This window comes from Virgisporangium aurantiacum, assembly GCF_016863635.1.
Lineage (GTDB): Bacteria > Actinomycetota > Actinomycetes > Mycobacteriales > Micromonosporaceae > Virgisporangium > Virgisporangium aurantiacum.
Genome location: NZ_BOPG01000091.1, coordinates 33,718 through 46,539 on the forward strand (window position 1 = coordinate 33,718; position 12,822 = coordinate 46,539).

The following is a 12,822-nucleotide window of genomic DNA, read 5'->3' on the forward strand; positions in this document are numbered from 1 at the left end:
GCTCCATGGCTCAACCGCAGCCCGTTCCGGCCGCACCGGCGGTAGGCGTCGACGAGGTCGTCGCCGCTGTCGCGGACGTGCTCGGCGTGTCCGAACACGGGATCGATCCGGACATGGCCCTGGTTGACGTCGGGCTCGAGTCGTTCAGCGCGGTCCGGCTGAGGCGTCGGCTGCGCGAACGTGTCGGGCGCCAACCGGCGTTCACCGACCTGTTCGGTCCGGCGACCTGCCGAACGCTCACGGCGAGCTTGAACGGCGAGGTCGCGGCACCGGAGCAGCCGCCACCGTCGGGCACCGTCGTGGTGCCGCAGCCGGTATGGAACGCACTCGATGACGCCGTCCGGGAACACGGACGGGAGATCGGCGTCGTGCTGCTGGCGGCGGTGGCCCTGACGGCGTCCCGTTGGGTCGGCGGGCGGGTCACCGTCTTGAGCGCGGTCGGCGACGAAACCGGGCGGGCCGTTCACGGTGGCCCTGATCTGAGCGTCTGGAAGGGCTTCGCCGCCTACGCCGAGGAACTGGCTGAGCACACCGCCGCGGCCGAGCCGTCGGCGGATCTGCGGCAGCGGATCGTCGTCGACGAGGGTGTCCGCGTCGAGTGGCGGACCGGGAACGCCGACGTCGCCGCGCTGGTGGCACCGATGGCGACCGCGTTCGAGCGGCTGCTTGTCCGCCTCGGCGAGTCGTCGGCCTGGACCGACCGGTCGCTGGGCTACGACCCGACGATGAACGCGCCGCTGCCGGCCGCCGACCCGCCGTACGGCGACGCCGGCCCGTTGCTGGCAGACCCGGCCCGGCGGCAAGCGCAGCAGCGCCCCGCGGCGCCGGCCGTCCTCACCGCGGGTGGCGTCACCACCCATCGCGAACTCGATGCGGTCGCCGGGCACAACGCCTCGGTGCTGGGTGCCTCCGGGGTCGGTCCCGGCGACCTGGTCGCCGTCGCGTTGCCCAAGGGACCCGCGCAGATCGCCGCGGTCTTCGGAGTCCTGGCGGCCGGTGCCGGGTTCGTTCCGGTCAGCCCGGCCTGGCCGGCCGCACGGGTGGCCGCTATTGCCGCCGCGGCCGGGGTGCGGCACGTCCTCGTCGGCACGGTGGGTGCAGACCGGTGGCCCGCCGACGTCCGGCGGCACCACGTCGACGTCGACGGCCGGCTGGCCGGCGAGACCGGCGTGGTGACGGGTACCGCGAAACCCGATCATCTGGCGTACGCCATCTTCACGTCGGGCTCGACGGGCGTCCCCAAGGGCGTGGCCATCGAGCACCGCGCCGCCCGCACCACCGTCGACGACATCACCGACCGGTTCGCCGTCTCCGCGGCCGACCGGGTGCTCGGGTTGTCCGCACTGAGCTTCGACCTGTCGATCTACGACATCTTCGGTGTTCTCGGCGCCGGCGGGGCTCTGGTGCTGCCCGATCCGCAGCGCCTGCAGGATCCGGAGCATTGGCTCGACCTGATCGCCCGGCATCACGTCACCATCTGGAACACCGCACCCGCCCTGCTGGAAATGTTCGTCGAGGAAGCGGAAAGCCGGCCTACCGAAGCCGCGGCCGCGCTGGCCTCATTGCGACTCGTGTTGCTGTCGGGTGACTGGATTCCGGTGACGCTGCCCGACCGCCTCCGGGCGCTCGCCCCGACCGCTGAGGTGGTCAGCCTCGGCGGCGCCACCGAAGCCTCCATCTGGTCGATCAGTTACCCGATCACGACGGTGGACCCGGACTGGGTCAGCGTCCCGTACGGTCGGGCGCTGCGCGGGCAGAGCTTCCACATCCTCGACGAGGACGGCGGCCCCTGCCCGGTTGGCCAGGTCGGTGAGCTGTTCATCGGTGGCGCCGGACTGGCACGTGGCTATCTGGGCGACGAGGAACAGACCCGCGACCGGTTCGCCGTTCACGACGTGCTGGGGGAGCGTCTGTACCGGACCGGAGACGTCGGGCGGTGGCGCACCGACGGCGAGATCGAGTTCCTCGGCCGCACCGACCGGCAGGTCAAGGTTCAGGGCTACCGGATCGAACTCGGCGAACTGGAGTCCGTCGCGAACCGGCTGCCCGGGGTGCGCCAGTGCGTCGCCGCGACGACCGTCGGCCCCGACGGCCTGCGCCGTCTCGTCGCGTACGTGGTGATGCGTGACGCCGCCACCGCGCCCACCGAAGCGGATCTGCGGGCCGAGTTCCGCCGGCACCTGCCCGACTACATGGTGCCGACCTGGATCATGCCGCTGCAGGCCCTTCCGGTGACCGCCAACGGAAAGATCGACCACGCCGCCCTGCCGGAGCCACGGTCATGACCGCCGCGACGACCGCAGCCATGACGGCCGCCCTGATCAAGGACCACCCGTGGGTCGGCCATGTCGAGGTGCGTGACGGCACGGTGTTCGTCCACCCGGCCGCCGGCCTGACCGGGCTGCGGCCCGAACCGGGCCCGCTGCTGGCGGAGTTCCTCACCAACTGGGCCGAGATCTACGACTGGGTCTACGGGTCCGGCGACGCGACCGCGGCGGACGATCTCGACTTCTCCGGCTGGCGCGCCTCGGACACCGGGAAGCCGCTGCCCGTGGAGCACATGACGGAGTGGCTGGACCGGACGGTCGAACTGGTCCTGCGTGGGGAGCCCCGTACGGTGCTGGAGCTGGGATCGGGCAGCGGCCTGCTCCTGCAGCGTCTGCATCCGCACCTGGCCGGGTATGTCGGCACCGACGTCTCGGAGGCGTCCGTCGCTCGGCTGTCCGGGATGAGGCTGCCCCGGTCGGCCATCGTGCCGGCGGCCGCCCACGAGATCACCTCTGCCGCCGTGCGTGACGCGCTCGATGCTGTCGTCGGCCCCGGCGCGGCGCCGGACTGCGTGCTGCTGAACTCGGTCACCCAGCACTTCCCCGACACGGCCTACCTGCGTGCCGTGCTGGACGCGGCGATCGGCGCCGTGCGCGCCGGTGGCACGGTGGTGGTCGGCGACATCCGGCACGCCGGACTGCTGCGTGACCACCATCGGTGGCTCGCCGCCGCCGATGCGACCGGCAGTTCGGCCGACCTCGAACGTCGGGTGACCGCCCGCGTCGAGGCCGAGGAGGAGTTCCTGGCCGACCCACGGCTGCTCGCCTCGATCGCGGCCGGCCACGAGCGTCCGGTGTCCATCAGCCTGCACGCCAAGACCCTGCGCGACGACACCGAACTGACCCGCTACCGCTACGACGCCGTCCTGCACGTCGAGCCGACGGCGGTTCCCGAGGCCGTGCCGGTGTCGTGGGCCGACCTTCCCGGCCCGGACCGGCTCGCCGGGCTGCGTCACCGCCTCGACCTCGAACCGCGGCTGTTCGTCACCGGCATCCCCAACTCCCTCCTGGCCGCCGACCCCACCGCCGTGACGGCCTCCGGTGTTCGGGAGGCCGTCGCCGGAACCGGCGCTGTGGTCGGCATCGACGTCACCGACCCGGCCCTGCTGACGGCCGGCTCGCCCAGCACGGCCAGCCGCCCACCGGCCGCCACGATCGCACGCGACGACATCACCCTCGCCCACGAACCGCTCACCCGGTTTGTCGAACGGAGGCTGCACCAGGCCCTCGGCGACCATCTCCGACGGGCCGGGGCCAGCCTCCCCGACATCAGGGTGGTGCGGCCGTGACCCGCCGACTCGCGTGGCTTCCGAGCCTGGACCCGGCCGACACGGTGCGGCCGCGGGTGTTCTGTCTGCACGCCGCGGGTGGCAGTACGGCGGCGTTCGTCCGGTGGCGGTCCCGCCTCGCTGATCATGCCCAGGTGGTTCCGGTCGAACTTCCCGGACACCGCAACCGGCTCACCGAGCCGCTGCACCACCACATCGGGCCGCTCGTCGACGACCTGGCCGCGGACCTACGCGCCGTCGCCGACGTTCCCTACGTGCTCGTCGGTACCAGCATGGGTGCCCTGATCGCGTTCGAGTTCGCCCGCCGCATCGGCCCCGCCACGCCACCACCGGCACACCTCGTGGTCGCGTCCTGTCCGTCGCCACGAGTGCGTCGCGTCGCCGAGGCGCACGAACTCAGTGACGACGACTTCCTCAGCCACCTGCGGCGCATGGGCGCGACCCCGTCCGACGTGCTCGACTCCCCGGAACTCACCGAGTTGCTGTTGCCCGCCTGGCGTGCCGACTTCACCGTCGTCGAGACCTACGGCTACCGGCCCGGACCCGCGATCTCAGTGCCGATCACCGTGGTCGCCGGACGACACGATCCGTACCTTCCGCCCGGCGACCCCGACCGGTGGCAGGTCGAGACCACCGGAGCGTTCCGTCGGGTCGACGTCGACGCCGGGCATTTCTTCTTCCTCGACGAGCACTCGCCGATGCTGCTCGATGTCATTTCTGAAACTGTCACCGGACTGCGGTCGGGAGGTGTTCTCTCTGGTCGTTGAGACAATTGTCATGCCTGACAGAACACCGCTCGGAAATGTCGCTGAAGGCTGTTCAAATATCGATGGAAAGCAATTAAAGGTATCGAACAGCCGTGTTAGATTCGTCATTGAGAAGCGCTCGATCGGAGCGCTTCGCGGAAAGTGGAAAGGTGGTGGAAAAAGTGACGTTGACCGTTGACGAGGTCTTGGCGCGGGCCGATGTGCCCGAGCCCGCGGATCGCGTGATCTTCAAGGTCGACGAGCTGTATGGGCTCTCGGCGGGAACCAAGTTCCCGTTGAACAAAACAGAGTCCATCGACACGGGGCCTATGTCGATGACGATGGACCCGAAGGCCGACCCGGCCACGAACGTGGGCATGGTCGACTTCACCAGCAAATCGCTGCGGGTCCGCTACGGCGTCCAGGTCGTGTTCCCCGGCCTGCACGAACTGGTGATGAGCGGTAAGCACGATCTGGACCTGCTGGGTCCGGTGCGGGCGATCGCGACCGACGAGTGCACCCTCACGCCGGACTTCTCCGGCTGGCGCGCGCTCGGCTGCCTGGAACTACTGCCCGGGTCCATGTGGACCGGCGCAAAAGGCGGTTGAGACGGTCGAATCACCTCCAGTTTGGAGGACTCGCTCGTAGTACTGAAAGACGGACGACCCACCCGGGTCGCCTACGAGACCACGTTCCTGGTGCAGTTCCCGGAACACCTCGGAGGCGGCGACATCACGATCGACTTCGTCGGGGCCATGGTCCTGGTGCCCCTCATGGGCGTGAAGTAGATCGACGTCGCGCAGCGGCGCTCCGGGGAGTCGGGAACCGTCCCGGGCGCCGCTGCCCGCACGTACCACGTATTCGGGCCGGCACGGCGGAAGCGAGACCATGTACGTCAGGAACGAACCACCCTGGTTCGCGTTTCTCATCCACCCACGTGACCTCGACGACCTGCGTCGTTGGAAGGGCAGCCGGCTCCTGCGTCAGTACAGCGACTCCGACGAGGAGTTCGTTGCCAAGGCGACCACGATGGAAGCCAACGTCTCCGGCGAGGTGCTGTTCGGGTTCGGATCGGCGCGCGGCGAGCTGATCGGCGTCATGCGCATGCCGCACCAGGTGATGGGCCCGGGCGGCCGCAGCGCCGTCGCCGAGGCCGTCGCGTTCGCGGTCGACCGCGGTGCCAAGGTCATCGGACTCGGCGCGCTCACCGCTCCCGCCACCGCGGCCGGCAAAGGCGTGGTGCGGCACATTCCCAGCGGAGTCGCCCTGACCACCGGCAACGGCTACACCGCCGCGGTGTCCCGGCACAACGTCGTCACCGCCGTCGACAGCCTCGGCCTGAACCGCCCCGCGCACGTCGCCGTGCTGGGCGCCACCGGGTCGGTCGGTGTCCCCGCCTCCCACCTGCTGGTGCGAGAGGGCTTCGACGTCACCGTGATCGGGCGCAACCTCGGCCGGGTCCGTGCCACCCTCGGTGACCTGGACGGCGAAGCGGCCTTCGCCGACTCGCTCGACCCGCTGCAGAAGGCCGACGTCGTCCTCGTGCTGACCAGCGAGACCGCAGCCTTGCTGCGGCCGCCTGACGTGCGGCCCGGAACGATCATCGTCGACGTCACCCAGCCGCAGAACATCTCCGCGGCAACCGAGGCGGAGTTCGCCGAACACGGCGTACGCGTGCTTCCGGGTGGCCTGGTCCACATCGACAGGTACCGCAGCACCTACGACTTCGCGCTGCCGATCCCCGGCGCCGCGTTCGCCTGCCTCGCCGAGACGTACCTGCGCGCCCGAGAGGGCCTGCGCGAGCACTCCGTCGGCGCACCCCGGCCCGAGGTGGCCCTGCACATGGAACAGATCGCAGGACGTCACGGCGTCCGCCCCGCACCCCTCGACGTCACGTCCCCGCTCAAAGGAGGCCGGCGATGACGATCCACGCCGACAGAGACACCAGCACCGAAGATCCGGCGACCAAGCCGGCTGACACGCCCGCCGACCAGCCCGTGGCGACCCCGGCGCGCCCCACCATCCGCAGCCGTGCCTGGATGTTCGTCTGCAGGCTCGCGGGTTGTGAGGTGGACGCGCCGGCCGCGAAGGCGCCCGCCGATCCGGGCGTCGTGTTCGAGTCTTCGAAGGAACCGGCGGCCGTGCTCGCCGACCAGCTCACCAAGACCTACTCCGGCGGGGTCACCGCGGCGCGGGACGTGAGCCTGCGCGCGGAGGCGGGTGAGATCGTCGCCGTCGTCGGACCGAACGGCGCCGGGAAGTCCACGACGCTGAACATGATCAGCGGCCTGCTGCATCCGACGAGCGGGTCGGCCACCGTCGCGGACGTGCCGACCACCGACACCAGGCGGCTCGGCGTCGTTCTCGGCGTGGCGCTGCAGACCTCCGGCCTCGACCCGGCGATGACCGGCCTCGAACACTTCGAGGTCCAGGGCGCGCTCTACGGGCTGAGTCGGACCGTCGCGGCGCAACGCACCAAGACGCTGATCGAGACCTTCGGGCTGACCCCGTACGCGAACCGGCAGGCCTCGCAGTACTCCATCGGTCTGCAGCGTCGTCTTGTCCTCGCCCTTGCCCTGGTGCACGAGCCTCAGGTCCTCGTGCTGGACGAGCCGACCGCCGGCCTCGACCCGCAGAGTCGCCGGATGGTGTGGGAGATGCTCGAACAACTGCGCGGGCAGGGACGCACCATCATCTTCAGCACCCAGTTGCTGGAGGAGGCGGACATGCTCGCGCAACGCATCTACGTCATCTCCGACGGCAAGGTGGTCGCCGAGGGCTCACCCGCCCAACTGCGCAGGACCTTCGGCGAGCAGTCGATCCGCGTCCGCGTTCCGGGATCTCTCGATCCGGCGGAGGCCGCGCTCGCCGGGTTGCCGACGCTGACGGACCCCCGCCGCGACGGGGACAGTCTCGTCTACACCGTCGGCGACGCCAACCCGGACGTCACCGCGGTCGCGACGCGCCTCACGGAGGCCGGGATCGACTACGTCGAGATCGCGGTCGGTCGGCCGTCGCTCGAGGACGCGTTCGTCCGGCTCACCGGCGACGGCGTGCGAGTCGAGCCGCTGCTCACCATGGGATCGAACGGAGGCCCACTGTGTCGGTGCAGCTGAACGCCCCCGCCTCGGGGATCACGGGGCTCTTCTCGACGATGTACCGGCGGGCGGTCCGCGAGACCCGGCGGATCATCCTGGTCGTCACGGCAGTGCCGCTGATCGTGCCGATCTTCATGCTGGTCGTCTTCTCCAACGTCTTCGCGCCCATCATGGGCACCGCCGGATTCGCGGGTGCGCCGAACTACGTCACCTACATCGCGCCCGGCGCGATGCTGATGGCGGTGATGCTGTCGGCCACCGGCGCCGTGAGTGTCGCCGTGGAACGCCAGACCGGCTTCTACGACCGCATGCGGATCTCCCCGCGCGGCCCCCGCTACAGCAACGTGGCCCGTCGCGTGGCCGACGCCACCAAGTTGTTCATGTTCGCCCTCGTCCTGGTCGTCGTCTCCTTCCTCGCCGGCGCCTCCACCGAGCACTGGCTGCTGGCGCTGGTGGTCGGCACGGTGATCCCGACACTGTGGGGATTCGTCTACGGCGGCTTCTCCTTCGCTCTGTGCCTGCGCACAGGGAAGGCGGAACTCGCCGAGGCGGTGCTGCCCGCCTTCTTCCCCCTGATCTTCGTGAGCTCCGCGTTCGTGCCGGTGGCGCTGCTGCCCCCGTGGATGGAGACGGTGGCCCGGTACAACCCGCTGACCTACCTCGTCGACACCATCCGGCAGGCGTATCTCGGCGACGTCCGGGCCTCGTCCCTGGGCTGGGCGATCCTCAGCATCGTCATCGTCGGCGTGGCCAGCCAGTTGCTCATCATGGAGGCCGAACGGAAGGTGGCACGCACCCGATGACAGTCACCGAGACGACCGCACACACCCGGGGCAGCCGCCTGCGTCGCAGGATCGTCAAGGCCGTCGCCGGAGTATTCGGCACGGCGGGCGTCGGCTTCGTCTGCTGCGTCCTGCCCGTGCTCCTTGCCGGCGGCGGCACCGCCGCGGTTGCCGACGGGCTGGCCCGGGAGACCCGCGCCATGATCCCGGTCGGCATTCTTCTCCTGCTGGCGGCGGTAGCCTTCATCGCAGTACGGCGACACCAAGCCGCCCGCAGACGCCGACCCGATGGGGTGTGACCGATGGAACCGGTTGGTCGAACACCACTGAACCTGCTGACGCCCGCCGCGGTCCCGGCCGCATGCACGCTGCCGACGGTCGAGCAACCGCTGCGCGTCAGCGAGTTCGACGTCCTTTTCAAGCACAACCTGATCAGCATCGAACGCGTCGCCGACCTGCAGTTGCGGATGGTGCTGATCGGAGACGATGTCGAGGCCGCAGCGCGCGACCTGTGTGATCGTGAGAGCCGGTGCTGCTCGTTCTTCACCTTCGCCATCGACCGATCCGGTGACGAGGTAACGGTGGACATCGCTGTTCCGCCGGCCTACCTGCAGGTTCTGACCGCGATCCAGATCTGGGCGACGTCGTCGATGGGGCAGTCGTCGATGGGGCAGTCGTCGATGGAGCAGACGCCCAGGCCCTGACGGGGTCGGTGGCCCACAACACCCGCCACCGGGCTGCCGCAGCAGCCCGGCGGGCGGGGCGCTACGGTCTGGCCTCATGCTCGTCCTGCGCTCGATCACCTTGTTCGTCGCCGCCGCCATCCTGGAGATCGGCGGCGCGTGGTTGATCTGGCAGGGCTGGAAGGAGCACCGCGGCGCGGCGTGGATCGTCGCCGGGGTCGCCGCGCTGGGCACGTACGGCGTGGTCGCCGCGTTGCAGCCCGACGCCAATTTCGGCCGCGTCCTGGCCGCCTACGGAGGCGTGTTCGTCGCCGGGTCGTTGGTCTGGGCGATGGTGGCCGACAAGTTCAAACCGGACCGCTTCGACATCGTCGGCGCCGCGATCTGCCTTATCGGCGTCTCGGTCATCATGTTCGCGCCCCGCGGGTCCGCGTAGCCCTGGTATCGGAATCCAGCGCGACAATCGCCGAGGAAATTCTGACCGTTGTCGCTCGAAGATCGGGCAGACATTATTTCCGTGAGGCCGTCGGACGGATTCCTTACGTAGATCCTTCGAGCCCTTGACGATGCCCGCGCCACTGCACGATGCTTTTGGCGCGGACAAAGACCGCTACGTATTCGAATGCGTCGCAGCGATGGACGTGGCGTCCGAGCCGGTCGTTGAACATTCGCCGCGCTGCGTCGATCGGTGCCGATACAACGACGGGGGATGCAGTGACGGAATATCGGGCCGCGTTGCAGGCTGTGCTGGACGAGGAGGTCCGTCCGCATGCGGCGGAGGTGGACCGGACCGGGGACTATCCGCGTTCGGCGGTCACCGCCCTCGGCGCCGCCGGTCTGCTGGGTCTGACGAGCGCCCGGGAGGTCGGTGGTGCCGGTCTCGGACTGGACGCCGCCGCCGAGGTGATCGAGGGACTGGCCGGGGTGTGCGGGTCGACGGCGATGGTGGTGCTGATGCACTACGCGGCGACCGCTGCCGTCGAGCTCCACGGGCCGGAAGACGTCCGGCGTGCCATCGCGGCGGGCCGGCACGTCACCACGCTCGCCTTCTCCGAACAGGGCTCCCGCAGCCACTTCTGGGTGCCGCGGTCGACCGCCACGGCCAACGGCGACAAGGTGACGCTCAACGCGCGCAAGAGTTGGGTGACGTCCGCGGGCGAGGCCGACAGCTACGTCTGGTCGAGCCGGCCGCTGTCCGGCGACGGGATGACGCTGTGGCTGGTCCCGTCGGCGACGGCGGGGCTGACGGTCGCCGGGCCGTTCGACGGGGTCGGCCTTCGGGGCAACGCGTCGCGACCGGTGACCGCCACCGACGCGGTGCTGCCCGCCGACGCCCTTCTCGGCGAGGACGGGGCCGGGCTCGACATCGCGCTGGGCGTGGTGCTGCCCGTGTTCACCGTTCTCAGTGCCGCGTTCTCCCAGGGGGTGATGGAACGCCTCACCGCACTGGCGGCCGAGCATCTCACCCATGCCCGCCTCGACCACCTGGGGCAGACGCTGGCCGAGCAGCCGGTGGCGCGGGCCGCGTTCGCCCGGGTGCGGACGAGTGTGGACACCGCACGGGCGTTCCTGACCACGACCCTTGCCGCATTGGCCGGCGGTGACCCTGCCGCCCAGTTGCGGGTGCTGCAGGTCAAGGCGGTGGCCGGTGAGACGGCGGTGTCGGTCGCCGACGAGGTGATGCGACTGGCCGGTGGCGCGGCGTTCCGCAAGGAACTGGGTATCGAACGGCACTTCCGGGACGCGTTGGCCGCGCGGGTGATGGCGCCGACCACGGACGCGTTGAACGACTTCGTCGGCCGTGCCGTACTGGGCCTGCCGCTATTCGACGCCCCGGCGGTGCCTGATGCCCCGGCGGTGTCCGCATGACGGTCTTCACGATGGGTGCGGTCGCCTACGACCCGAAGGTCGTGACGATCTGGGACGGCTTCCGGAGCTGGCTGGTGGCCGCCGGACTGCCGTTCGACTACGTCCTCTACTCCCACTACGAGCGGCAGGTCGAGGACCTGATCGCCGGGCGGATCGACGCGGCCTGGAACTCCCCGCTCGCCTGGGTCCGGGCCCGCCGCCTCGCCGCCGCGCGCGACCTGACGGTTCGGCCGTTGGTCATGCGCGACACCGATCGCGATCTGGTTACCGCGGTCGTGGTCCGGGCCGACAGCGACATCGCCGCGGTGGCGGATCTGCGGGGACGCACGGTCGGCACCGGTGCCGTCGACTCCCCGCAGGCGACGCTGCTGCCGCTGCACCACCTACGTGAACTCGGCGTTGAGGTAAAAGCGCGGCACTTCGACGTCGGTGTCGGTCTGCACGGCGACCACGTCGGTGGGGAACGCGACGCGGCCCGGGCGCTGATCGCCGGCGAGGTCGACGCCGCCTGCGTACTCGACGGGAATCACCTGCTGTTCACCAAGGAGGGCGTCCTCCCGTCGGGCAGCACCCGCCTGCTGACCACCACCGGCCCGTACGACCACTGCAACATGACCGTCACCGGCAACTCCCCGCCCGACCACACCGAGCGGTTCGAGGCACTGTTGCGGTCGATGTCGTACGCCGATCCGGCCGTGCGCCCGTTGCTCGACCTGGAGGGCCTGACCTCCTGGGAATCCGGCCGCGTCGACGGCTACGACATGCTCGAGGCAGCGGTCACCGGTTCGGGTTTCTACGACAGCGCGGGTGGGGTGACCGCCGTCGGGTACCGGCCGTGAACCTCGACCTGGCGGGTCTGGGCTTCGACACCGGCGGTCGGCTGCTGGTCCAGAAGACGCTGTCCGGCCTCCCGCCGGGCGGCATCGTCACGGTGACCGGCCGTGACCCGTTCCTGACCCTGCACCTGCGGGCATGGTGTCGCGCCACGGGACACGGCACCTCCGTGACCGACGGCGGGACGGTCGAGGTGGTGAAGGGCCGCGTCGACGCGGACCGGTGGGTCGGGGCGGAACGGGCCGGTGAGCCGGGTGCGGTGGCCCGTCGGCCACCCGGACGCTGGGGGCTGGCGGCCCGCGGCGCCCTGTTGGAAGCGGGTGGGCCGGAGCCCGCCTACGACGTCGCCGACCGGGACCTCGTCTGGGCCGACCTGGCACCCCGCCTGTACGCCAGTGCGGCCGCCGCGCAGTGGGATCCGGCGACGGCGGTGCCGTGGGACCAGCCGTTCGCCCTGCCACCGGACATCGAGGCGGCCGTGGTCCAGATCATGACGTACCTCGTGGAGAACGAACAGGCCGCGCTGGTCATCCCCGCGCGACTGCTCACGCGCGTCCACCCGCATTTCCGCGAGGTGGTCGGGCTCCTCGCCGTCCAGGCCGCCGACGAGGCGCGGCACGTCGAGGTCTTCACCCGCCGGGCTTTGCACACCGGCGGGCAGCTGGGAACATCGTCGGCCGGTGGCCGGGAGTCGCTCGCGTCGCTGCTGGCCGAACCCGACTTCACCCTGGCCTCGTTCCTGCTCTCCGTGCTTGGCGAAGGGACGTTCCTGCACCTGCTCACGTTCCTGGACCGGCATGCACCCGACCCGGTCACCCGGGCCGTGACCCGGCTGGCCCGCAACGACGAGGCCCGGCACGTGGCCTTCGGCGTGGCGCACCTGGAACACCAGTCGGCGACGGACCCGACGATGCTCGGCCGGTTGCGCACCGCCATCGAACGCCGCCACGACATGCTCCTCGACACCGCGGGCCTCAACCAGGACGTGTTCGACGCCCTGCTGCTGCTGGCGGCGGGGGAGTGGACGCCCGCGGCACTCGAACGCGGTCACCTGGCCGTGCAACAACTCCAGGCCGAGATGGACGCCGGACGCCGCCGGCACCTGACCCGCCTCGGCTTCCCCGACGACGAAGCCGCCGAACTGTCCGCGCTGCACACCCGCAACTTCATGTGAAGGCCGGCTCCCGGGTCGTC

At 70.5% G+C, this 12,822-nt stretch carries 14 protein-coding genes; all 14 read left to right on the forward strand.

The genetic code is table 11. The annotated features are described in order from the left end of the window. The first annotated feature begins 5 nt into the window (after positions 1–5). Entirely contained in the window at positions 6–2,285 is a 2,280-nt protein-coding gene (locus tag Vau01_RS54055; RefSeq protein ID WP_239152748.1) for an amino acid adenylation domain-containing protein, read from the forward strand. After that, positions 2,282–3,616, forward strand: coding sequence for a class I SAM-dependent methyltransferase (locus Vau01_RS54060; protein ID WP_204009541.1), 1,335 nt, complete (start codon positions 2,282–2,284; stop codon positions 3,614–3,616). The genes Vau01_RS54055 and Vau01_RS54060 overlap by 4 nt, the downstream gene beginning before the upstream one ends. Next, positions 3,613–4,383, forward strand: coding sequence for a thioesterase II family protein (locus tag Vau01_RS54065; RefSeq protein ID WP_204009543.1), 771 nt, complete (start codon positions 3,613–3,615; stop codon positions 4,381–4,383). Before Vau01_RS54060 ends, Vau01_RS54065 begins: the two co-directional genes overlap by 4 nt. Positions 4,384–4,532: 149 nt before the next feature. Further along, the gene (locus Vau01_RS54070; protein WP_204009544.1) at positions 4,533–4,970 is read left to right on the forward strand and encodes a hypothetical protein; all 438 of its coding nucleotides are present in this window, start codon (positions 4,533–4,535) and stop codon (positions 4,968–4,970) included. 21 nt (positions 4,971–4,991) lie between these two features. Next, positions 4,992–5,150: a hypothetical protein gene (locus tag Vau01_RS54075; protein ID WP_204009547.1), complete on the forward strand. Its 159-nt coding sequence runs from the start codon at positions 4,992–4,994 to the stop codon at positions 5,148–5,150. A gap of 100 nt (positions 5,151–5,250) precedes the next feature. Beyond that, positions 5,251–6,285 (forward strand): hypothetical protein, encoded by a 1,035-nt coding sequence (locus Vau01_RS54080; protein WP_204009550.1) that lies wholly within the window; start codon positions 5,251–5,253, stop codon positions 6,283–6,285. Continuing rightward, the gene (locus Vau01_RS54085) at positions 6,282–7,478 is read left to right on the forward strand and encodes an ABC transporter ATP-binding protein (protein WP_204009553.1); all 1,197 of its coding nucleotides are present in this window, start codon (positions 6,282–6,284) and stop codon (positions 7,476–7,478) included. The genes Vau01_RS54080 and Vau01_RS54085 overlap by 4 nt, the downstream gene beginning before the upstream one ends. Continuing rightward, entirely contained in the window at positions 7,463–8,263 is an 801-nt protein-coding gene (locus Vau01_RS54090; RefSeq protein WP_204009556.1) for an ABC transporter permease, read from the forward strand. The genes Vau01_RS54085 and Vau01_RS54090 overlap by 16 nt, the downstream gene beginning before the upstream one ends. Further along, positions 8,260–8,541: a mercuric ion transporter MerT gene (merT, locus tag Vau01_RS54095; protein ID WP_204009559.1), complete on the forward strand. Its 282-nt coding sequence runs from the start codon at positions 8,260–8,262 to the stop codon at positions 8,539–8,541. The genes Vau01_RS54090 and merT overlap by 4 nt, the downstream gene beginning before the upstream one ends. A 3-nt stretch (positions 8,542–8,544) precedes the next feature. Beyond that, on the forward strand, positions 8,545–8,946 hold the full coding sequence (locus tag Vau01_RS54100) for a hypothetical protein (protein WP_204009562.1): 402 nt from the start codon (positions 8,545–8,547) through the stop codon (positions 8,944–8,946). Positions 8,947–9,022: 76 nt separating this feature from the next. Next, a complete protein-coding gene (locus Vau01_RS54105) occupies positions 9,023–9,361 on the forward strand; it encodes a YnfA family protein (RefSeq protein ID WP_204009565.1) in 339 nt (112 codons plus the stop codon). A gap of 278 nt (positions 9,362–9,639) precedes the next feature. Then, the gene (locus Vau01_RS54110; protein WP_239152750.1) at positions 9,640–10,794 is read left to right on the forward strand and encodes an acyl-CoA dehydrogenase family protein; all 1,155 of its coding nucleotides are present in this window, start codon (positions 9,640–9,642) and stop codon (positions 10,792–10,794) included. Further along, complete coding sequence (locus Vau01_RS54115; RefSeq protein ID WP_204009571.1) at positions 10,791–11,633, forward strand: phosphate/phosphite/phosphonate ABC transporter substrate-binding protein; 843 nt, start codon at positions 10,791–10,793, stop codon at positions 11,631–11,633. The genes Vau01_RS54110 and Vau01_RS54115 overlap by 4 nt, the downstream gene beginning before the upstream one ends. Next, positions 11,630–12,802, forward strand: coding sequence for a ferritin-like domain-containing protein (locus tag Vau01_RS54120; protein ID WP_204009574.1), 1,173 nt, complete (start codon positions 11,630–11,632; stop codon positions 12,800–12,802). The genes Vau01_RS54115 and Vau01_RS54120 overlap by 4 nt, the downstream gene beginning before the upstream one ends. Positions 12,803–12,822: the final 20 nt, after the last annotated feature.

Coding starts and splice junctions, on each gene's coding strand:
- Vau01_RS54100 (WP_204009562.1), top strand. CDS start 8,545: ATGGAACCGGTTGGTCGAACACCACTGAACCTGCTGACGCCCGCCGCG.
- Vau01_RS54080 (WP_204009550.1), top strand. CDS start 5,251: ATGTACGTCAGGAACGAACCACCCTGGTTCGCGTTTCTCATCCACCCA.
- Vau01_RS54105 (WP_204009565.1), top strand. CDS start 9,023: ATGCTCGTCCTGCGCTCGATCACCTTGTTCGTCGCCGCCGCCATCCTG.
- Vau01_RS54085 (WP_204009553.1), top strand. CDS start 6,282: ATGACGATCCACGCCGACAGAGACACCAGCACCGAAGATCCGGCGACC.
- Vau01_RS54115 (WP_204009571.1), top strand. CDS start 10,791: ATGACGGTCTTCACGATGGGTGCGGTCGCCTACGACCCGAAGGTCGTG.
- merT (WP_204009559.1), top strand. CDS start 8,260: ATGACAGTCACCGAGACGACCGCACACACCCGGGGCAGCCGCCTGCGT.
- Vau01_RS54055 (WP_239152748.1), top strand. CDS start 6: ATGGCTCAACCGCAGCCCGTTCCGGCCGCACCGGCGGTAGGCGTCGAC.
- Vau01_RS54060 (WP_204009541.1), top strand. CDS start 2,282: ATGACCGCCGCGACGACCGCAGCCATGACGGCCGCCCTGATCAAGGAC.